This window comes from Acidicapsa acidisoli, assembly GCF_025685625.1.
Taxonomy (GTDB): domain Bacteria; phylum Acidobacteriota; class Terriglobia; order Terriglobales; family Acidobacteriaceae; genus Acidicapsa; species Acidicapsa acidisoli.
In genome coordinates this window covers 989,075-1,007,550 of the sequence record NZ_JAGSYI010000002.1, presented here as the reverse complement: position 1 = coordinate 1,007,550, position 18,476 = coordinate 989,075, and the positions used below count along the sequence as shown (strand labels likewise).

Sequence of the window (18,476 nt, the reverse complement as noted above, 5' to 3'; positions counted from 1 at the left end):
CCCATGCTGACCGTTTTGACCGCAATCCCCGCGGTAGCCGCAGTCATCGCGCTGCTGGCAGGTAATCGTGCAGCAGTGGCTCGTAGCGTGGCTTTCGTTGCCGGAACAGTCTCGCTCGCGCTTGCGGCCAGGGTCTGGTTCGGCATTGGGACCGACGGCACAATGAAGTTTGCCGAGCGCGCCGACTGGGTTCCCGGCTTGGGCATCGAATACCACCTCGGTGTCGACGGGCTGGGTGCGTTGATGCTCCTGCTTGCCGCAATCGTTTCGCTGATGGTAATCGCGGCATCAAGGAAAGTCGCCAGCCAGCCAGGGCTTTATTTCGCGCTGATTCTGCTGCTGGAGTCCGGCCTCTTCGGAACCTTCACAGCACTCAACTTCTTCCACTGGTTCCTGTTCTGGGAGCTCAGCCTGATCCCTGCGTTCTTTCTGATCAAACTCTGGGGCGGAGAAGGACGTGGCCCGGCGGCTACGCAGTTCTTTGTCTACACTATGGTCGGTTCCGTCGCGCTGCTACTAGCTTTTCTGGCTCTGTTTCTCGCCACCGGCAGCATGGACTTTGAGGTGTTGACACAGATGGCCGCGACCGGCGAACTGGCTACCGCAATTCAGGCCCATCTCGGACCGATTACGCTCTGGCTCGCTCTCGCCGTACTGCTTGGTTTTGCTGTGAAAGTACCGCTAATGCCATTCCACACCTGGCTTCCCGCTACATACTCAAAAGCTCCGACGCCGGTCACGATGCTGCTGACAGGAGCCATGTCCAAGATGGGCGTGTACGGCCTGCTGCGGCTGGCGTTGCCAATCTTCGGCCACGAACTCGCCCAGGTGCGAACACCATTGCTGGTGCTGGCCACGCTTACGGTGGTTGCCGGCGCATGGGCCGCTGCAGTTCAGAAAGATCTAAAGCGAGTCTTTGCATACTCATCGGTTAATCATCTCGGCTATTGCCTGTTGGCTATCTTTGCCGTTGCGCTGCCCTCAGGATCGAGTGGGGCGACGAGCCTGAGCGAGACCGCAGCCCTCGATGGCGTGGTGCTGCAGATGTTTAACCATGGTTTGACCGCAGCCGCCATCTTCTGGTTCCTGACTCTGCTCGAGGAGCGCTCCGGAGGGTTGCTGGGAATCGACGATTTCGGAGGACTGCGCAAGCCCGCGCCGGTCTTCTGTGGACTGATGGGCATCGCGCTCTTCTCTTCGCTCGGCTTGCCGGGCCTGAACGGCTTCGTCAGTGAATTCCTCATCTTCCGCGGAGTCTTCCCGCTAAGCTGGGTTTCCGCGACAGTCTCTGTGTTGGGACTGTTGATTACTGCGGCAGTGATTCTCACCGTGATTCAGCGCGTCTTCAGCGGACCGCTGCCGGAGCGATGGAACGCGTTTCCGGATTTAACCGCGGTTGAGCGATTGGCCGTTGCCCCGGCCCTTGTGTTGATGGCGGTACTCGGCCTTGTACCGCAACTGGCTCTTGGAACAATCAATGCTACTGTGATGCACCTGCTTGCGGGGTGGAGATTCTGATGCTGGCCCTCACGATTTACATCTCATTCGCGGGCGCGCTGGTGTTGGCGATGATGCCGAGAGCCGCCGCGGCAATTGTTCGAGTCATTGCCTTGGCAGTGGCCGTAATCGGGCTGGCCGTGGCCCTCATGAGCTTTGTCGCTGCAGGAGCGCAAGGCCCGGTAGCCGTCGCCGATGTCGCGTGGATTCCGGCGATGGGCATCCGCTACACGCTGGCTGCCGACGGCATCAGCCGGGTTCTGGTACTGCTCACCGGCCTCGCTGCAGTCGCCGGAATTCTTTTCTCGTGGAACATCGGCGACAAAGAAGGGGATCGCGCCAACGAGTTCTTCGCCTTCTTTCTGGCGCTGATCGGAGGCGTCTACGGCGTCTTTCTTTCCGTAGATGTCTTTCTGCTCTTTGTCTTCTACGAAATCGCGATCGTGCCCAAGTATTTCCTCATCGCGATCTGGGGCTCGACCCGCTGCGAATACGGAGCAATGAAACTGGCTCTCTACTCGTTTGCAGGTTCCGCGATGGTATTGATCGGCTTATTGGCGGCTTACGCAACGGCAGGCAGCCACACGATGAATCTGCAGGCACTCGCGCAGTATCCCTTTCCTATCAGCTTCCAGATGTGGGCCTTCCCGCTGGTCTTTACCGGCTTCGCAATTCTCGCGGGCATGTGGCCCTTTCACACCTGGGCGCCTACAGGTCACGTCGCCGCGCCAACCGCCGCTTCCATGCTGCTGGCCGGCGTAGTCATGAAGCTGGGCGCCTACGGCTGCCTGCGCGTTGCGATGACGCTTTTCCCGCACGGCCTTGATCCATGGGGATTCTCAGTCCTGGGCATCGATTCCTGGCGCACGGTCTTCGCGCTCTTCGCCGTCATCGGCATCCTCTACGGCGCAGTGGTCGCCCTGGTACAGAACGACTTCAAATTTGTCATCGGCTACTCCAGTGTGAGCCACATGGGGCTCGTTCTGCTCGGCCTGCTGACACTGACGCAGATCGGTATCGATGGCGCGGTATTGCAAATGTTCTCGCATGGAATCCTCGCCGGCCTGCTCTTCGCAACGGTCGGCCGCATCGTCTACGAACGCACCCACACTAGGGATCTGGGAATCTTGAGCAGGCTGCAACTGGGCAAGGCGATGCCCTTTGCCGCATGGCTCTTTGTCATCGCCGGAATGGCTTCGATGGGATTGCCGGGCTTTAGCGGTTTTGTAGCGGAAGTGCAGGTTCTCGTTGGCGCATGGCGTGCATTCCCGTGGTTCGCCGTGCTGGCCGGTCTCGGAATCGTCATCGGTGTCGCCTACACCTGGCGAGCCATGCAGCGGGTCTTCTTCAGCGACCTGCCAGCGATTGACTCAAGCGGAGCCAGCGTCCCAATACCAGAGTATGAGCCCGTGACCTGGGCGGAGAAGACCGGTGTAATCCTGCTCACTGGAACAAGTCTCGTGATCGGTCTTTACCCGCGTCTTCTGCTCGACGTAATCGCACCAGCGGTACAGGCAATGCCTCACGTTCTGCTCACGGGAGGCCGGCAATGAACTCGCTTGTAAACGGCGTGAATTACGGCAACCTGTTTGCAGTCACTTTGCCAGAGACGATTCTGGAAATAGTCTCCCTGCTCGTGCTGGTCGTCGATCTGGGCTGGCTGCGCAAGAGCGCGCAATCGACCCGCATGGCGGCTGCGTGTGTGCTGGGGGTGCTCGGATGTCTGTCGTCGGTCCTCTGGCTGTCCGCGCATCCTCAGACAGCAAGCCTCGCCACGGACGCATTGGCGGCAACCCCGCTCGTGGCCGCAGCGCAGATCGGAATCTTGATTCTGACAGCCTTGGTGCTGTTACTAAGCGTCAAAGCGGAGTTCTCCCGCAATCCCGGCGAATATGCAGCCATTGTGCTGTTGAGCGCGACCGGCATGCTCCTGGTCACGGCGGCGCGTGATCTGCTGATCATCTTCGTTGCACTCGAGCTGTTGAGCCTGTCGCTTTACGTCCTGACGGCGTTCGCCAAGAGTTCCGCGCAGTCGGCGGAATCGGCTCTCAAGTATTACCTCTTCGGCGGCATGTCCGCCGCAATGATGCTCTTCGGCTTCAGCTATCTCTACGGCCTCACCGGCAGCACGAATTTGTCTGAGATCGCCACAGCCCTCGCGTCGCAGAGCATCAGTCCGTTGCTGGTCGTGGCCCTGGTGCTAGTCGCCGCAGGTCTCGGATTCAAGATCGCCGCAGTGCCGTTTCATCTCTGGGCTCCGGATACTTACCAGGGAGCGCCCACGCAGATCGCTGCGCTGATCGCATCCGGTTCCAAGGTTGCCAGCTTCTCCGTGCTCATTGCGCTGACCGACGGCGTACTCGGAAGCCAGCCTTACGGTCAAAATCCCCCATGGATCATGGTCCTGGTCTGGATGGCCTTCGCTTCCATCGTGCTCGGCAATCTTGCAGCGCTGGTCCAGACCAGCGTTCGCAGGCTGCTCGCCTACTCGGCAATCGCACACGCAGGCTACATGCTGCTTGGAATCGCCGCCCACACACCCCAGAGCAGCGCGTCGGTCCTCTATTACACGCTGACCTACGCGTTAACGATCATCGGAGCTTTTGGAGTAATCTCCATCGTGGAGCGTTCGACAGGGAGCGACAAGCTGGATGCGTTCGCAGGCTTAAGCCGGCGCAATCCGCTTCTGGCGGGGTCGATGCTGATTTTTCTTCTGTCGCTCGCCGGAATTCCGCCGTTAGTCGGCTTCTGGGCCAAGTTCAATCTTTTTGCTTCTGTGCTGCGCTCGCCAACCGCTGGCCATTGGGGTCTGCCCCTCGTGGCGCTGGCGTTGGGCGCCAGTGCAATTTCTCTCTTCTACTATCTGCAGGTGCTGAAGCGGGTGTACGTGGTGAAATCAGCGCAGACCGAGCCGCTGCTGATCTCATTCGTCGAACTCGCAACTCTCGTGATCATCGCGCTCGCAGTAGCTCTGCTTGGCGTATTTCCAAGCGCCCTCAGTGGCTGGATTCCGCTCGGCTGATTGGAAGGCTATTGCGGGCCGCGCAGCACCGTGCAGACCGAAGCGCAGACCGGTCCACCGATGTTAAAGGTCGCCGCGTGTTCCGCGTTGCCTACCTGCAACGGAGCCGGTACCTTGCTCAGTAATTGCCAGGCCGCCCAGCCAATCATCGCAACGCCCGTTGCGCCAACCGGGTGTCCCTTCGCAATGAGACCGCCCGAAGTGTTAATACCGCAATCCCCGTCAGGGCCGGCGTTGCCGTCGGCCCAATAAGCCGCACCCTTGCCGGGCTTGGCCTTGCCCAGGATCTCCGTGCCCAGCGCGCCCATCACCGTAAAGCAATCGTGAATCTCGGCAGCCTGAATCTCCGCCGGCGTGATGTCCGCCATGGCATATGCGCCGCGCATCGCCCGGTACGCACCAGCCGGTTCCAGCACATGGCGCTGCTGGTGTTGCAGCGGGTCGACGGCCTGCCCCCAGCCTGCAATTTGCACACAGCTATGCCGGTCGACTCCGAGCCGCTTCAGGCCCTCTTCCGTCGCAAGGATCATGGCGGCGTAGCCATCCGTAATCTGCGAGCAATCGTACGTCTTGAGCGGCAAGCCATCGATCAGATAGCGATTGTTTCCGCCTATCGTTGTGGCCTGCTCCAGAGTCACCTCGACCTTCTGCATCTGCGCAAACGGATTGTGCCTGGCATTGGCGTATTCCTGCACGGCGATTGCCGCAAGTTCGGCTTCCGAAACCGACCAATGCTGCATGTATTGCTGCATGATCTCGGCAAAAATATGCGGAAAGACAAAGGTCTTGCCTCCCCGCTCGGCCGGGTCGGAGAAATATCCGAGCGCAGCGCCGACGCGAACCCCGTCGGCACGGCCTTGGTCATCGCGCATCTTTTCGAGCCCGACAGCGATTGCCGTTTCTCCAATCCCCGCCTGGAGTTTGTAGATGCCCGAAAGCACCGCCTGTCCTCCCGAGGCGCAAGCGTTTTCGACGGCCTCAAGGGGCTTCGCAGCCATCCCCGGAACTCCAGCGAGTAGGCCAGCCATCAACCCCTGTTGGTGCAGCGAGAAGTTGCACGCAGCGGCGATGGAACCGGAGTCGATTTGGTCAGCAGTGACCCCGATCTCGGCGCAGACGCCTGCGACAGCGGACGCGATCATCTGCTCCTGTGTGACGGCCAGCAACTTGCCAAATTTGGACTGAGAATAGGCGGCGATGTAAATCGGCTTCATAACTTCACTCTTGGATGCTCGTCCCATGACAAACGGTTCCGGACAGGGACCACCATCGCGGAGAATACCATAGCCAACCCTGTGTGTGAGCGGATACGATTGCGTTGCCTATGTCTATAGAAACGAAACCGATGCGTGTCGATGCGCACCAGCATTTCTGGCAATATACCCGCGAAGAATTTGGCTGGATCAACGATTCGATGGCGGCCATCCGGCGGGATTTTTTGCCTGCGGATTTGCTGCCCTTGCTGGACGAGGCAGGAATCGACGCGACGGTTGCCGTGCAGGCCTGCCAGTCTCTGGCGGAAACTGAATGGCTGCTCGAATTAGCTGACAAAGAGCCAAGGATCGCGGGCGTAGTCGGCTGGGTGCCGCTGATTGATCCGAATGTCGAACGGACCCTCGATACACTCTCTGCAAACCCGAAGCTGAAGGGAGTGCGGCACGTGCTGCAGGGCGAGCCCGATGAATACATGGCCCGCGATGATTTCAATTCCGGCATCGCACTGCTGCAACGCTACTCCTTGACATACGATGTCTTGATTTTCGAGCGCCAGTTGCCCGCCGCGATCCGGTTTGTGGACAAACACCCAGAGCAGCCGATGGTCCTGGATCACATCGCAAAGCCATTGATCGCCGTCCGCGAACTGGAGCCATGGCGAACCCATATCCGCGAGCTTGCGCGAAGGCCTCATGTTTCGTGCAAGCTCTCCGGCATGGTAACCGAAGCCGACTTCGACGAATGGACAGTTGACGATTTACGGCCTTATGTCGAGACAGCGCTGGAGGCCTTCGGGCCGGAGCGGTTGCTCTTTGGTTCCGACTGGCCTGTCTGCGCCGCAGCTTGTGGTTATGTGCGATGGGCCAATGTTGTAAAGGATTTTGTATCAGAGCTTAGCCGGAACGAGCAGGAAATGATCTTTGGCCGCAATGCCGTGCGCTTCTACAGGCTCGACGAATCAAGTTACTAAGACGAGGTGGAACTAACTTGAACATTACTGTTCCCAGTTCGCAGACTCACCCGATGCGCGAGTCGAACCAGCCCATTGTCCCGCCGGGTCGCATGGTGCCTTTTGTGCTGGTCACGGCGTTGTTCTATATGTGGGCGATTCCGAACAACCTGAACGACATCCTCATTCGCCAGTTCATGAAATCCTTCGCCCTGACGCGATTCGAGGCTGGATTCATTCAGACGGCATTCTATCTGGGATACTTTGGCTTGGCGATTCCGGCGGGAATCCTGATGCGGCGCTTCGGATACAAGCTCGGTATTCTGACCGGGTTGTGCCTGCTCGCGAGCGGCTCCTTTCTTTTCTGGCCGGCAGCCAATGCCGGAAGTTACAGCTTCTTCCTGTTGGCTCTGTTCGTCATCGCTTCCGGCCTGTCTTTCCTTGAGACGGCGGCCAATCCAATCATCGTGCGGATGGGTGCGCCGGAGAACTCCGAGCAGCGGCTCAATTTCTCCCAGGCATTCAATCCGTTAGGCAGCATCACGGCCACCTTGGTCGGCACGGTTTTTATTTTTTCCGGCGTGGAACTGACGGCAGGTCAAATCGCAGCGAAGAAGGCGGATGGCACATACTCCGCCTACCTGCACTCAGAGATCATCCGCGTCGTGACGCCCTATCTCGTGCTCGGGATAGCAGCGCTGGTCCTGGCCTTTCTCATCGCTCGCACTAAGTTCCCATCGCTCGACGTCGAAGAGGAGCACGAAGAGGGCAGCACCGGCGACGGCCTTGGAACATTGCTCAAGCGGCATTTTATCCTTGGCGTCGTGGCGCAATTCCTGTACGTCGGCGCGCAGGTAGGCACCTGGAGCTACTTCATCCAGTATGTGCAGTCGTATGCCGGAGTGCCCGAGCGCGTCGCCGGGTACATGCTCACCGGAACCCTCGCAGCCTTCGCCATTGGCCGCTTCCTCTCAGCGTGGCTGCTGAAATACGTTCGCCCAGATCGGCTGCTCAGCATCTTTGCCGCCTGCAACGTCCTTCTGGTGCTGATGGCGATTACTCAGCTCAACTGGGTCGGTGTGATCTGCCTGCTGTGCAGCAGTTTCTTCATGTCGATGATGTTCCCGACGATCTTCGCGTTGGGGATTCATGGCCTCGGATCGCGAACAAAGACAGGCGGATCGCTGATGGTGATGGCCATCATCGGCGGAGCCGCGCTCACGCCTGTCATGGGCAAGATCTCCGACGCGATGAGCGTAAATGTCGCCTACAGTGTGCCCGGTGCATGCTTCCTCGGCATCGCGCTCTACGCCTGGTTCGGAGCGCGTCCCGCGAAGACAACCGCGGCCTAGGCAACTGGATTTGTCAGTTGTCCCAGGCCTTCGATGGTGATGGTCACGGTCTCGCCCGCCTTAAGCCAGCGCTTCGGATTGCGCCCCAGCCCCACGCCAAAAGGAGTCCCGGTGGAGACGATATCTCCCGGCAACAGCGGCGTGATCGACGAGATGTATTCGATCAACTCCGGAATCTTGAAGATCAGCTCGCGCGTGTTGGAGTGCTGCAGCACCTCGCCGTCGATTGCGAGTTGCACATCGAGCGCATGCGGGTCGGCAATCTCGTCCGCAGTCACAATCGATGGCCCCATCGGGCAGAATGTGGGCAGGCTCTTCGAGAGCGACCATTGCGACGTCGAGAACTGAATGTCGCGAGCGCTAACGTCATTGATGATCGTGTAGCCGTAGACGTGATCCATCGCCTTGCTCGCGGGAATCTGAAATCCCCCTTTTCCGATCACGAACGCAAACTCGGCCTCATAATCCGGCTCTTTCGTAATCTCCGGGATCACGATTGTGTCGCCAGGCCCGACAATCGACGGCACCATCTTGAAGAAGACCACCGGAAACTTGGGGATCTCCATGCCGGACTCGATGGCGTGGTCGCGATAGTTGAGCCCGATGCAGAAGATGCGCGGCGGATTCGAGAGCGGCGCATGCAGCTTGATTTCGTCGACAGCGTAGCCGCGATACGCGCCGCCATTCGTGAGCGCCGTCACTCCGGCGGTGATTGCCGCCAGCGCATCGGCGTGGCCGGCTGTGGTGAGATCAATTACCCGGCTGCCCTCGTCCAACAGGACTCCGGGACGGATCGAACCGGGACCAGCAGGTCTATTCAATTCAGAAAAGGAAACTAATTTCATGCCAACTCCCGTTCGAGTTACAGAGGCTTAAGCGGCAGTCCAACCGCCGTCGATTGTGAATAGCGAACCGCTGATGAAGCTGGCCTCGCGAGAACTCAGATATCGCACCATTGATGCAACCTCTTCCGGCTGTCCCAGGCGTCCCATCGGCTGGCGCGCGCGCAACTCTTCGCGAATCTTCTCTTTCTCATGCGCGTGGTACTTGTCCAGATAGCCTTCGACAAAGGGTGTTTCCACGGTGCCGGGACAGATGGCGTTAACCCGCAGTTCCTTGGGGTACTCGACCGCGAGCTGCCGCGTCATGGCCAGCACCGCACCCTTCGTAGTGCAGTAGGCAAAGCGCTGCCGGATTCCGATCATTCCGGCCACCGAGCCGATGTTCACAATCGAGCCTTTTGCGGGGCTTGCCAGCAGCAGCGGCAGCAATCGCTGCGTAACCAGAAAAACCGATCGGACATTGACGTTCAAGAGCCGGTCAAAATCCTCGGCCTGTGTCGTTGCGATGCCGCCCACATGTCCGATCCCGGCATTGTTCACTAGAATATCGAGTTGCGGCAGTTGCAGAGCGGCCTCTTCTATGGACTGTGCTGAGGTTACATCCATGGAAACGGCCTGAGCGTTGCCCAGCGAGGAGGCAAGCGCCTTCGCCGCGGTCAGGTTGATGTCCGCGATCCAGACGAACGCGCCTGCGCGAACAAGCTCCCGCGAGGTTGCCTCGCCGATGCCGCTTGCCCCGCCGGTGACGAGCGCGTGCAGGCCGTCTAGCCGAAAAGGCTCGCGCACTGCCGTTTCATGGATTGAGGTAGGCGCCGTCGAATCTGCGGCTTCGGATTTGGAAATTGTGTCTTGATTGGATTCAGGCATCGAAGTAATTAGAACAGGCCTTCCCTGAGAGCAGGCAATCCTGTTCAAAAAATCATACATGCTGACGGCCAGTTGAACGATGGCCCTAGAAGCAGCCGGGCTAGCTCTCCGCCAGGAATGGTTCAGGTTTCTGGCTGCCGTCGCGCTGTTTCACCAGCATCTGAACTTTACCTTCCGCAGCGTCCAGCTCCTGCTTGCAGGCAGCCGACAGGCCTACGCCTTCTTCAAATAACTTGAGGGACTCTTCGAGAGCCAGATCGCCCTGCTCCAGTTGCGCGACAATCGTTTCCAGCTTCTTCAGCGAGTCTTCGAAGTTAGCCATACAGGCTCTTTGCTCCTTTTTGTGGCCCGATCCGCAGCAGTTTAGCGTGTCGGCCCTGTTGCTTCCGGCAGGACCGATGCAATGACCTCGGCAGCCAGCGCGTACCGGCCGAAAGGTGCGCTGACCTGAACGCCCTGCACCATCGGCTGGGCTTCCATCAGCATCTCACGTGCGATGCTTACGCCCTCCGCACGGGCAGCTTCGGGCGAATCCGCCTGGGCCATGCGCAGCATCACAGATTCGGGCACCGAAACACGCAAATCATTGCGCAGCACCTCGGCGTTCCTCAAGCTGGTCAGCGGCCAGATTCCCGCAATCACCGGGATTCGAAACTCCTCAATACGGCGCAGGAATGTCTCCAGCAATCGCAGGTCAAAGACCGGCTGGGTAATGGCATATTCCGCGCCGGCCTCCACCTTCCAGGCAAATCGGCGCAATTCCTGCTCAATGTCCGGCACGCCGGGGTTGGCTGCAACGCCGATGGTGAAGTTGGTGGAGGCACCGATCGAGTTGCCGCCAATGTCGAAGCCATAATTGAGCTTCCGCACGATGTTCACCAGACCAATCGCATCCACGTCAAACACCGCCGTCGCATCGGGATAATTACCCAGCTTGGGCGGATCGCCGGTCAGGCACAGAATATTGTGCAATCCGATTGACGATGCTCCGAGCAGGTCCGACTGAATGCTGAGAACATTGCGGTCGCGGCAGGTATAGTGCAGCACCGTCTCGATCCCGGTGTGCTGCTGAATCTGAATGCACAGGCTCTGCGCGCTCATGCGAGCCGAAGCGCGCGGCGAATCCGGCACGTTGATCGCATGTACGCCAAGCGAAGCCAGTAGCCGCGCCCCCTCGATCTCCTTATGGCAATCGATGCCGCGCGGCGGAACGATCTCCACCAGCGTAACGAACGTCCCTTCCGCCACAAGTGAGCCGATCTGGGAGCGCTCGGCAAGCGGCGCAGGCGGGATCTCTGCATTGAGCGCCGAAGAAGCGCCTCCAAGAACCTCGACCCCGCTCTTAGGATTCGCCTGATCGCGAGATTCATTGCGATTCTGAGCATCGATTGCGCGGATAGCCGATTTCATTGCCCGGATATGGTTCGGCGTAGTTCCGCAGCAGCCACCCACATATTGCGCCCCGGCCTTGATGGCCTTGCGCGCAAAACTCGCCATGTACTCTGGCGAACACAGATAGATGTTGCGCCCCTCGACAGCCCGCGGCATTCCGGCGTTGGGCATCGCAACCAGCGGCAGGGAAGTAACCGCCCGCATCGCCTCAATCGCCGTCAGGACGGTAGCCGGTCCCGTAGAGCAGTTGCAGCCAATCGCATCGGCTCCCAGTTCGGTGAACATCGTCGCCGCATGTTCCGGGGATGATCCGTCCAGGCAGTTGCCGTCATCATCCACCGTCACCATCACAAAGACCGGCAATCCCGGAGCGGTTTCTTTCGCCGCCAGCAGAGCCTCGCGAGCCTCGTTCAGGGCGGGCATCGTCTCAATCATCAGCATGTCCGCGCCTGCCGCCGCCAGGGCGGCAATCTGCTCGGCAAATGCCGCGCGGGCCTCTTCCAGCCCGGTCTTTCCCAGCGGCTCCAGATGCACTCCAAGCGGGCCGACCGATCCGGCTACCCAGGCGTCGCCCGCCTGCTTGTCTTTGAGATGCTCGGCAGCCTGCCGCGCAAGACGGACACCGGCTTCGTTAATCTCCGCAGTCCGGCTCGCCAATCCATGCCGGGCAAGGCGAAAGCGATTCGCCCCGAAGGTGTTCGTCTCCAGAATTTCAGCTCCCCCCTGCAAATACTCCTCGTGAATCGAGAGGATCAGCGAGGGATCGGAGAGATTCAGCTCGTCGTAGCAGCGATTGATAAAGATTCCGCGAGCGTAGAGGACGGTTCCCATCGCTCCGTCACAGAGCACCGGCCGGTCGGCAAAAATTTCCTTCAAGGTTCGCACGTTACAAATCATGCTATCGCGTTTGCAAGTCGGCTGTCCTTGTTCATTGATTTGCGTCCAATGCGGAGACGGATTCGAGACTCTCTTTCACAGCAGTTCGAGCGGGATATCGAGTCGGCCCCTTGGGCCGGGCGCGGGTACAATGCCCGCTTTGTTATACTTTGCCAGTCAGCCTGTTGATTTGAGGTATAGGATTTTGAAGAAGAGAAGTCTCGTGATTTGCGCCTTGGCGGCGATTGTCACCGCGGGTGTACTGGCGGGCTGTGGAAACAATTTCTATTTTGATGGCCGTGTTTTGCCACCCAGCGGCATAGCCAATCGGGTGCTCATCGCGATTCAGAACCCCAGCGCGGCAAGCAAGGGCTTGCTTCAGTTCGTAGACGCGTTTTACGACATCCGTCAAAGCTTCAACGACAAGGTCCCTTCGTTCAGCATCAGCGGCTATAGCGGCGCGCTGCCCAGCACCATTCAAAACATGCCCGAAGAGCAGATCGGCGCCGTGTACGGATCGGGCGACGGAAGCTTCACCCTGATCAACTACGCGAAGGAGTCCGTAATCGGCTCCGCCGCGACCCTCGCTGGACTCTCCTCCAGCGTCTTCGTCTCACGCAATCAGTTATGGGTCATTGCTGCCAGCCAGTCGGCCAACGTGCTCACGGTAGTGGACAAGGCCGGGGGCAATACCTACGCCCTGAGCCTGCCCGGCGTGAACCACGTCTCGATGAATCCCGGCGGGACGATCATGCTGGCCTTCGTTCAGAACTCCAACTACGCCTACTATCCGCGGAAACTGACCTCCGCCGACTCCGCCGCGCTCGCCGCCTTCTACCTGACGAATCAAACCTGGCCGGCTCCCTACGTCGATTGCGAACCGAAGAATAAACCCGGCATGTGCCTGGCGCAGATGCAGAGCCCGGACAATATGAATACGCAGTTCAACGTCGCTTACGGTGCGCCGTTGAGCTTCGATCGGCCGGTCAAAGGCGTCTTCTCCGAAGACGGCAGCTCGATCTACATCCTGAACTGCGGTCCCGAGTGCGGCGGCAACGCCTCCTCTGTCAGCATTCTGCCGACCGGTCCCTTTAACGTGACAGATGGCCAGCAGGAAGGCTCGCTTCCTACCACGTCTGCTCTCACAAAGAGCACAATCGCGGTGCCCGGCGGCGCCAGCAACGCCCTGGAAGCGACGGGCGGTCCGGACAACGTCGACACGCTCTACGTATTAGGAGAGGGATCTCCCACCGGCACTCTGGCGGCAGGCCAGTTGTTCTCCGGATATCTCACCCCGATCAATCTCACCAATAGCACCGCCGGAAGCCCGATTTCCGTCAGTGACAGCTCCCCAGGTCAGCGGACGCGCATGGTTCTGGCCGATAACAACACGCTCTGGCTCGGAGGCATTCGCTGCACCGAGGGAGAGCGATACGCGACCGGCCAGCCCTACGGCTGTCTCACAATGTTCAACACGTCCACCAACACGGTGTCCCTGATCGAACCGTATCAGGGGGACTTGACGGGAATCGCCGCAGTGACCAGTCTGAACAAGGTTTACATCGCCGAAGGCGGCCAGGTGTATATCTACTCGACCACCGACGGATCGGCGATCAACAACTTCTACGTCACCGTCACCGGTACCGCCTACGACGTGGCCTACATGGACGCGATCACAGACGGAGACAACACGGTCTACTAAGGCAATGCAGACTGAGCTACACATGACCAGCAGATGACCAGCACATCCGATCCTTCCGTCGATGTGCTGGCCATCGCAGCTCACCGCGACGATGTCGAACAGACCTGCGGCGGCACGCTCCTCCGCATGGCCGCGCGCAACCTCCGCACCGGAATTCTGGATCTGACGCAAGGCGAATCCGGCACCCGTGGCAGCGCCACGGAACGCGCTGCTGAAGCCGAAGAGGCAGCCCGAATCCTCGGCGTAACCCACCGGCAGGCGCTGGACTTACCCGACGGCGCAGTCTCGAACACCTTGGAAAATCGCCTCAAGATTGCGCGAGTCGTCCGCGAATTACGGCCCAGGGTAGTAATTCTGCCGTATGGGGAAGCCCGCCATCCGGACCACGCCACCTGCTCCACGCTCGGCTACGAAGCCTGTTTTCTAGCGGGACTTTCCCGCCTGCAAGGGATGGGCGTAGAGGCTTTGCCGCCGCATCGTCCCTTCAAGATCGTCTACGCCAGCCTCTACGCCGACGTGCGCCCCAGCTTCATAGTGGATATTACACAATTCATCGAGCAGCGCCACGCCTCGCTGATGGCCTACAAGTCGCAGTATGCAAATCAGGCGCAGGGCGGGGGATTGTTCGTTCCGGAAGAAGAGATTCGCGAGCGGACCTTCGCCGAAGCCAGACACTACGGCCTCCTCGCCGGAGTGCGATACGGCGAACCCTTTGTGCAACGCGAAGTAGGGCTGGTCGACGACCTGACACTGATCCCAGTTCAGTCGATCTGAGCCTTACAGCCACTCGTTTCATGACTTCGCCGTCTATCAGAAATACAGGCAATAATTACGTTGGCTAACTCAATGGCCTAAAGAATTATCGGATTTCCCGAAGCGTCCAATAGTGGCGTCTTGCTCTGTGGAAACGGTAATTCCCACGAGGATGTAACCTTCATTCCTATATCCTCTGCAATACGTCGCACATGTTCATCGTCCGAATAGATCGCTCTACATCCGATACGCTTTGCAATCGCAACTATCTGGCGATCAAATTTGACCTTTTGCCAAGGAACATCTGGGGGAAGGGGGTGTCGCTTGTTTCCCGTCTTACGCGCAAGCAACTCCATGGCAGCTAACTCAATGGCCGCAAGTTGATCGAACGGCTCAATGTACACATGCGACAAATTGGATATTTCCGCGAGGTACTGAGGTCCAGCAGCGTCGGCAATCACCAAGAATTCCGATAATGCAGGTGCCGGAATTATGATCCTCTCCTTGGCTGAATCCAAGTCGTCGACGAGTTGGTCTACCCGCTCGTGCGCTTTTTCCAGAGGCTTGTTGGTCGCGGGGTCGATCGGCGGCTTTGCCGACGGATGAAGTAGCAGGCTCAGTATGCTGGTATCGATAGACACCATTATTTAGATCCTTCTCCACTTCTAAGGGCCATCAGTTCGCCGATTGGATCATCCATCTGTTTCCAATCGGCGGGAATTGCCCGAAGACGCGCAATATCGCCTTTAAGATTTCCTTCGCTAAGCGGGTGAATGGTCTCAGCGTACAGTTCCCTTAGTTCCCACTCTCCTAATCGATTGCGAAACCATCTACCCATTCCCTCGATTCGAACAACGGTAGTAAACAAGTATTGACTAATCTGTTTAGCAATCCGTCTAGGGGCATAAACGATATGGTTCAGGTCGCCGTCTTCGAGATGTATGGGCACATCTGCCTTTTCCCCGCCAACCTTAATCGGAATCCCTTGCAAGGTGGAGTGCTGACGAATTGGCCCAAATTCGAGTTGGTTTGCCGCTTCCCGCCCAGGGAATCTGATTACTTGGTTCTTAGAGCGGTCCAGGAGGGTTCCACTTGCGTTGTCTTCAACGAGTTTCTTATTGATTTCCCGATACGCTCGCTGGGCCTCTCTCGGACCTTCATTGAACTTAACCTCTTGAATCCTTTGCCGGACCTTTGGCTCTGCTTCCCAATCCACGCGGATGATCGGCACAGTACTGCCCTTTGCAATGCGTGCGAGATGGACGCCATTTGCTTCTCCCATCATCCGCGCCAAATCGCTGAGATATTGGGCTAGGCGTTCCATGGGAATCGTTTCTGGCGTGAAGGCATCTATCTCAAATCTATATTCCTGCGGTGCTTTAGATTGTTTGCTGGCCATCGCTCCTGCCTCCGTGGTGATACCCTTTGGGTAGGACGCATTGGCCTGACGTCGTGAGCGCCAAGTCTATGCGACGATGGAAAATCGAGTTGATCGGTTCAAACCGCCTGAGCAAACGGTTGTTCTTATCCAAGATCGCACAATTGTACTGAAAGCGATAGGCTACAGCAACGAAGACCGAACCTTCTTCGTTATGCGCAGAAAATGAAGCCTTTATTGATGCTCTCCAGAAGCTTTCAAGGGTTTCCCGCGCCGAAATGCAGAAGCGCCTAGTGCAAGAGCCGAAAGAGTGCGTTTCATGGAATAAAAGATACAAGTACATCCCCGCAGCGCTTTCCTCAAAACCTTAGAAGACTGATCCTTCTTCCCTCCCGTCAACTCTTTCCACGTAAGGCGGTTAGATGCCACTTAGGTTAAAGCAGAAGCAAACTGGTCAGAGTTGGTAAGCGGATTGCGTCTCCCTCGCGTTGCGTGGAAATACCGTTCATTGGCGCATAATGGGGGTGGAGTTCGAAGTCTCTAGCACATCCCACAGCATTCCCAGTTATGCTGAGCACCATGGATCGGCATCTATGTAAGTGCACAAAAGTGGCGCAAAACCGCCATAAATCGCACTCAAAATATCTCGCAAGTCATACATTCGGTTGGGGATATATCGCAAAAGTAGTACCCCCCACCCCCTGAAGCTTAATTTTCGTCATTTTCGGCAGTCAGGACGCATTTCAACTCCAGCAATTGCCCGCTTCCTGCTCCGACGAAACCATCGGGCGGCGGAGTAAGTATTAGATATAGTTATCGTCAACCAAAATAGAATAAGTTTGCCTTATGCGGACCTCTGACCGAGAATCCTCACAAGGAGACAAGATGGCTCAGAGTTGGAACCCTACGGTATACGCAGAAGTCGGAGCATTTGTGCCCAGCCTCGGCGCTGGCGTGCTGGAGTGGCTGGCCCCGCAGCGCGGCGAGCGCATTCTCGATCTCGGCTGCGGCGACGGCCAGTTGACCGCAAAGATCGCCGCATCCGGCGCGGAAGTCGTCGGCATAGACGCTTCGCCCGCAATGGTGGAAGGCGCATTGAGCAAGGGAATTGACGCCCGCATCGGCAACGCGGAGGCCCTGCCTTTCCGCTCCGAATTTGACGCCGTCTTTTCGAACGCCGCACTCCATTGGGTTCGCGACCAGGACGCGATGTTGGCCGGAGTGAAGCGTGCCTTGAAGCCAGGAGGCCGGTTTGTCGCCGAGATGGGCGGCCACGGCAATGTCGCGGCGATTCTCGTCGCCTTGGTAGCCGTGTTGGAACGCCACGGTTGCGCGGGCCTCGAAGATGGCGTGAACTACTATCCCACACCCGAGGGTTACACAGCGCGTCTTGCATCGCACGGTTTTACCGTCGAAGAAATACAGCTCATTCCGCGCCCAACGCCGCTTCCGGCAGGCATGTCCGCGTGGCTGACCACCTTCCGCAGCGGAGTTCTGGAAGCAGTCCCCGGAAACCTGCGTCAGTCCGTCATCGACGAGACGGTCGCGCTGCTCGAACCCGTCTTGCGCGACGAACAAGGCAACTGGACAGGCGACTACGTCCGTCTGCGCTTCATCGCACGAGCCTGAGCCGCCATCGGCTCGCCCGAGCCTGATTAGAATTGCCAATATGGCATCGGGCGAAGACCGGCAAAGCGCGAAATCGAATCAGCCCGACCTTCGCACGCCACGCTACCTGCTGGTGATGACGGCCACAATCATCCCCGCAGCAAACGCTGGAGTTCGCCGTGCCGATCCACAACTCAGGCTGGAAGACTACAAACAGGCGCTGCGCTACTGGCTAAACTACGACCATCCGGCAGCGGAGCGCATTCTCCTGCTGGAGAACTCCGGCGCCGATTTGGCCGAGTTGCGAGCCATCGCAGCGGACGAAAATCCGCACGGCAAGGCAGTCGAAATTCTCTCTGTGCCCGGAAACCGAATCCCCGAAGGCACCAACTACGGCTATACAGAGATGCAGATGCTCGATGAGGGACTCGCCCAAAGCCAGCTTCGGCAGCAAACCACGCACATAATTAAGGTGACGGGGCGCCTGACCTTCCCAGCGATCGGAAAGGCTCTCGACAAAATTGGCGAGCCGTTTGAACTAATGGCAGAGTGCCGCAAACTCGGTTTCCCCCGCCGAGGCTTCGACGCCAGCACACAGCTTTTCGTCTGCTCGCATGATTTCTACGACCATGTGCTGCGGGACTCAAAGAGAGAGATGAATTCCACCGACGTCCGCCTGTTGGAGCATCTGATCTATCGCAAAATCATTCCATTCAAGGGCCAGCCGGGAATCTATCTGCGCTTTCCCATCAACATCGAGCCAGTAGGCTACTCAGGATTCAAATCCAGAAGCTATCGCTCGCCGAAGACAGCTCTTACCCGGGCCATTCGCGCAGCATTGCGGGTGATCGCGCCAAACTACTGGTTCTGAACTCCGCGAACTGAGAAAACAGCATCCGCGCCCCGATTCAAGTTGAATCTCGCAAATTCATCAAACGTTTGCAATCTCTTTGCCCCGGCAGTCTACTCTAAGAATGACTCAGTCTGGCCGCAAACCCTTTGTTTCGCTCAGGAAGACAAAGC

Annotated in this window: 16 protein-coding genes; 9 read left to right on the top strand and 7 right to left on the bottom strand. The window is 58.3% G+C overall.

The features are described 5' to 3' along the window. The first annotated feature begins 3 nt into the window (after positions 1 to 3). From OHL23_RS14155 to OHL23_RS14145, 3 genes are read left to right on the top strand one after another with little or no spacing between them, the layout of a single operon-like run. Positions 4 to 1,518 carry a complex I subunit 4 family protein gene (locus OHL23_RS14155; RefSeq protein ID WP_263352558.1) on the top strand — a complete coding sequence of 505 codons (1,515 nt, stop codon included), beginning with the start codon at positions 4 to 6 and terminating at the stop codon, positions 1,516 to 1,518. Beyond that, a complete protein-coding gene (locus tag OHL23_RS14150; protein ID WP_263352557.1) occupies positions 1,518 to 3,050 on the top strand; it encodes a complex I subunit 4 family protein in 1,533 nt (510 codons plus the stop codon). The genes OHL23_RS14155 and OHL23_RS14150 overlap by 1 nt, the downstream gene beginning before the upstream one ends. Then, positions 3,047 to 4,519, top strand: coding sequence for an NADH-quinone oxidoreductase subunit N (locus OHL23_RS14145; protein ID WP_263352556.1), 1,473 nt, complete (start codon positions 3,047 to 3,049; stop codon positions 4,517 to 4,519). The genes OHL23_RS14150 and OHL23_RS14145 overlap by 4 nt, the downstream gene beginning before the upstream one ends. 8 nt (positions 4,520 to 4,527) lie before the next feature. Here the strand turns inward: OHL23_RS14145 and OHL23_RS14140 are convergent, their stop codons facing one another. Continuing rightward, a complete protein-coding gene (locus OHL23_RS14140) occupies positions 4,528 to 5,733 on the bottom strand; it encodes a thiolase family protein (RefSeq protein ID WP_263352555.1) in 1,206 nt (401 codons plus the stop codon). A gap of 110 nt (positions 5,734 to 5,843) precedes the next feature. Between OHL23_RS14140 and OHL23_RS14135 the strand changes: the two genes are divergently transcribed. Both OHL23_RS14135 and fucP read left to right on the top strand, forming a co-directional pair. Beyond that, positions 5,844 to 6,704, top strand: a complete 861-nt coding sequence (locus OHL23_RS14135) for an amidohydrolase family protein (RefSeq protein WP_263352554.1) — start codon at positions 5,844 to 5,846, stop codon at positions 6,702 to 6,704. Between the two features lie 17 nt (positions 6,705 to 6,721). Further along, positions 6,722 to 8,035, top strand: a complete 1,314-nt coding sequence (gene fucP, locus OHL23_RS14130; protein ID WP_263352553.1) for an L-fucose:H+ symporter permease — start codon at positions 6,722 to 6,724, stop codon at positions 8,033 to 8,035. Here the strand turns inward: fucP and OHL23_RS14125 are convergent. The 4 genes from OHL23_RS14125 to OHL23_RS14110 form a co-directional block, all read right to left on the bottom strand. After that, the gene (locus OHL23_RS14125) at positions 8,032 to 8,880 is read right to left on the bottom strand and encodes a fumarylacetoacetate hydrolase family protein (protein ID WP_263352552.1); all 849 of its coding nucleotides are present in this window, start codon (positions 8,878 to 8,880) and stop codon (positions 8,032 to 8,034) included. The genes fucP and OHL23_RS14125 overlap by 4 nt on opposite strands. 27 nt (positions 8,881 to 8,907) lie before the next feature. Beyond that, complete coding sequence (locus OHL23_RS14120) at positions 8,908 to 9,663, bottom strand: SDR family NAD(P)-dependent oxidoreductase (RefSeq protein WP_263352551.1); 756 nt, start codon at positions 9,661 to 9,663, stop codon at positions 8,908 to 8,910. Between the two features lie 181 nt (positions 9,664 to 9,844). Beyond that, positions 9,845 to 10,066: an exodeoxyribonuclease VII small subunit gene (locus OHL23_RS14115; RefSeq protein ID WP_263352550.1), complete on the bottom strand. Its 222-nt coding sequence runs from the start codon at positions 10,064 to 10,066 to the stop codon at positions 9,845 to 9,847. A 41-nt stretch (positions 10,067 to 10,107) separates the two neighbouring features. Beyond that, a complete protein-coding gene (locus OHL23_RS14110) occupies positions 10,108 to 11,967 on the bottom strand; it encodes a bifunctional homocysteine S-methyltransferase/methylenetetrahydrofolate reductase (RefSeq protein WP_396127374.1) in 1,860 nt (619 codons plus the stop codon). Between the two features lie 268 nt (positions 11,968 to 12,235). Here OHL23_RS14110 and OHL23_RS14105 point away from each other — a divergent pair, with 268 nt between their 5' ends. Then, on the top strand, positions 12,236 to 13,714 hold the full coding sequence (locus tag OHL23_RS14105) for a hypothetical protein (protein ID WP_263352548.1): 1,479 nt from the start codon (positions 12,236 to 12,238) through the stop codon (positions 13,712 to 13,714). A 33-nt stretch (positions 13,715 to 13,747) separates the two neighbouring features. Next, on the top strand, positions 13,748 to 14,488 hold the full coding sequence (gene bshB1 / locus OHL23_RS14100) for a bacillithiol biosynthesis deacetylase BshB1 (RefSeq protein WP_263352547.1): 741 nt from the start codon (positions 13,748 to 13,750) through the stop codon (positions 14,486 to 14,488). A 77-nt stretch (positions 14,489 to 14,565) separates the two neighbouring features. On the opposite strand, the gene OHL23_RS14095 is transcribed toward bshB1, so the two are convergent. Then, a complete protein-coding gene (locus OHL23_RS14095; protein WP_263352546.1) occupies positions 14,566 to 15,111 on the bottom strand; it encodes a type II toxin-antitoxin system VapC family toxin in 546 nt (181 codons plus the stop codon). Continuing rightward, complete coding sequence (locus OHL23_RS14090; protein ID WP_263352545.1) at positions 15,111 to 15,866, bottom strand: hypothetical protein; 756 nt, start codon at positions 15,864 to 15,866, stop codon at positions 15,111 to 15,113. The genes OHL23_RS14095 and OHL23_RS14090 overlap by 1 nt, the downstream gene beginning before the upstream one ends. An 864-nt stretch (positions 15,867 to 16,730) precedes the next feature. Here OHL23_RS14090 and OHL23_RS14085 point away from each other — a divergent pair. After that, positions 16,731 to 17,474: a class I SAM-dependent methyltransferase gene (locus OHL23_RS14085; protein WP_263352544.1), complete on the top strand. Its 744-nt coding sequence runs from the start codon at positions 16,731 to 16,733 to the stop codon at positions 17,472 to 17,474. A 40-nt stretch (positions 17,475 to 17,514) separates the two neighbouring features. After that, a complete protein-coding gene (locus OHL23_RS14080) occupies positions 17,515 to 18,324 on the top strand; it encodes a hypothetical protein (protein WP_263352543.1) in 810 nt (269 codons plus the stop codon). Positions 18,325 to 18,476: the final 152 nt, after the last annotated feature.

What these genes read in the sequence shown, in the direction of transcription:
- OHL23_RS14135 (WP_263352554.1), top strand. Translation starts at nt 5,844, where the DNA reads ATGTCTATAGAAACGAAACCGATGCGTGTCGATGCGCACCAGCATTTC.
- OHL23_RS14095 (WP_263352546.1), bottom strand. Translation starts at nt 15,111, where the DNA reads ATGGTGTCTATCGATACCAGCATACTGAGCCTGCTACTTCATCCGTCG.
- OHL23_RS14090 (WP_263352545.1), bottom strand. Translation starts at nt 15,866, where the DNA reads ATGGCCAGCAAACAATCTAAAGCACCGCAGGAATATAGATTTGAGATA.
- bshB1 (WP_263352547.1), top strand. Translation starts at nt 13,748, where the DNA reads ATGACCAGCACATCCGATCCTTCCGTCGATGTGCTGGCCATCGCAGCT.
- OHL23_RS14085 (WP_263352544.1), top strand. Translation starts at nt 16,731, where the DNA reads ATGGCTCAGAGTTGGAACCCTACGGTATACGCAGAAGTCGGAGCATTT.
- OHL23_RS14155 (WP_263352558.1), top strand. Translation starts at nt 4, where the DNA reads ATGCTGACCGTTTTGACCGCAATCCCCGCGGTAGCCGCAGTCATCGCG.
- OHL23_RS14110 (WP_396127374.1), bottom strand. Translation starts at nt 11,967, where the DNA reads ATGGGAACCGTCCTCTACGCTCGCGGAATCTTTATCAATCGCTGCTAC.
- OHL23_RS14145 (WP_263352556.1), top strand. Translation starts at nt 3,047, where the DNA reads ATGAACTCGCTTGTAAACGGCGTGAATTACGGCAACCTGTTTGCAGTC.
- OHL23_RS14115 (WP_263352550.1), bottom strand. Translation starts at nt 10,066, where the DNA reads ATGGCTAACTTCGAAGACTCGCTGAAGAAGCTGGAAACGATTGTCGCG.
- OHL23_RS14150 (WP_263352557.1), top strand. Translation starts at nt 1,518, where the DNA reads ATGCTGGCCCTCACGATTTACATCTCATTCGCGGGCGCGCTGGTGTTG.
- OHL23_RS14125 (WP_263352552.1), bottom strand. Translation starts at nt 8,880, where the DNA reads ATGAAATTAGTTTCCTTTTCTGAATTGAATAGACCTGCTGGTCCCGGT.
- OHL23_RS14080 (WP_263352543.1), top strand. Translation starts at nt 17,515, where the DNA reads ATGGCATCGGGCGAAGACCGGCAAAGCGCGAAATCGAATCAGCCCGAC.
- OHL23_RS14140 (WP_263352555.1), bottom strand. Translation starts at nt 5,733, where the DNA reads ATGAAGCCGATTTACATCGCCGCCTATTCTCAGTCCAAATTTGGCAAG.